The organism is Klenkia sp. PcliD-1-E, from assembly GCF_024124375.1.
Classification (GTDB): Bacteria; Actinomycetota; Actinomycetes; order Mycobacteriales; family Geodermatophilaceae; genus Klenkia.
The window spans coordinates 1-1,358 of record NZ_JAMXRZ010000253.1 but is presented as its reverse complement, the minus strand read 5'-3'; the positions used below and the strand labels follow the sequence as shown (position 1 = coordinate 1,358).

The 1,358-nt window shown below is 76.3% G+C and carries 1 protein-coding gene; it reads right to left on the bottom strand.

Annotation, left to right across the window (positions count from 1 at the left end; all coding sequences use genetic code 11):
* The coding region (locus NH342_RS22985; RefSeq protein ID WP_253018700.1) for a DEAD/DEAH box helicase at positions 1-1,358 on the bottom strand (1,358 nt) is incomplete at both ends.

The window sequence follows — 1,358 nt, the reverse complement described above, 5'->3', positions numbered from 1 at the left end:
GGTGCCGCCACCACCGCGGCGACGGCCGCCGCCGGTGCCCTGGGGCTGCGGCGGGGCGACCGGGGCCGGCTCGACGTAGGGCGCCGCCGGGCCGGTCAGCGCGGGGATCTGCGGGGCGCCGGGGCGGACGGCGGTCACCTCGGGGGTGATGCCGGCCTGGCGGGCCAGCAGCCGGACCTCCCCGGCCTGGTCCGGGGTGGCGACGGTGACCACGGTGCCCCCGGCCCCCGCGCGGGCGGTGCGGCCCGAGCGGTGCAGGTAGGCCTTGTGCTCGGCCGGCGGGTCGACGTGGACGACGATCGCCACGTCGTCGACGTGGATGCCGCGGGCGGCGATGTCGGTGGCGCACAGCACCCGGGTGGAGCCGGTGGTGAAGGCCTCGAGGTTGCGCTCGCGGGCGTTCTGGCTGAGGTTGCCGTGCAGGTCGACGGCGGGGACTCCGGCGGCGGTGAGCTGCTTGGCCAGCTTCTTGGCCTGGTGCTTGGTCCGGGTGAACAGCACGGCCCGGTCCAGCCCGGACGCCAGCTCCTTCACCACCTGCGCCTTGTCGGCGGCCTCGACCCGGAAGACGTGGTGGGTCATGGTGGCCACCGGCGCCACGGCGGGGTCGACCGAGTGCGTGGTGGGCCGGTCCAGGTACCGCTGCACCAGGACGTCGACGCCGTTGTCCAGGGTCGCGGAGAACAGCAGCCGCTGGCCCACCTTCGGGGTGCGGTCCATCAACCGCTTGACGCCGGGCAGGAAGCCCAGGTCGGCCATGTGGTCGGCCTCGTCGAGGATGGTGATCTCGACGGCGGACAGGTCGCAGTGGCCCTGGCCGATGAGGTCCTCGAGCCGGCCGGGGCAGGCGATGAGCACGTCGACGCCGGCGGCCAGCGCCTGCACCTGCGGGTTCTGGCCCACGCCGCCGAAGACGACGGTGGTCCTCATGCCCACGGCCGTGGCCAGGGGGGTGACGACCGCGGCGACCTGGTTGGCCAGCTCGCGCGTGGGGACCAGGACCAGCGAGCGCGGCTTGCGGGGCTGCCGCTTCGTCGTCGAGGCGGCCAGCCGGGCGACCAGCGGCAGCGAGAAGGCCAGCGTCTTGCCCGAGCCGGTACGGCCGCGGCCCAGCACGTCCGTGCCGGCCAGGGTGTCGGGCAGCGTGGCCACCTGGATGGGGAACGGCGCGGTGATGCCCGAGGCGGTCAGCGCCTCCACCAGGGGGGCGGGGACGCCGAGCTCGGCGAAGGTGGTGTCGGTGGGCAGGACGGTCGCGGGTGCCTGCTGGGGCACGACCGGGGCAGCGGCCTCGGCGACGGGGGCGGCGGCCTGCTCCGGGCGGGGCCCGGTGCCCCGACCGCGGCCACCGCGGCGAC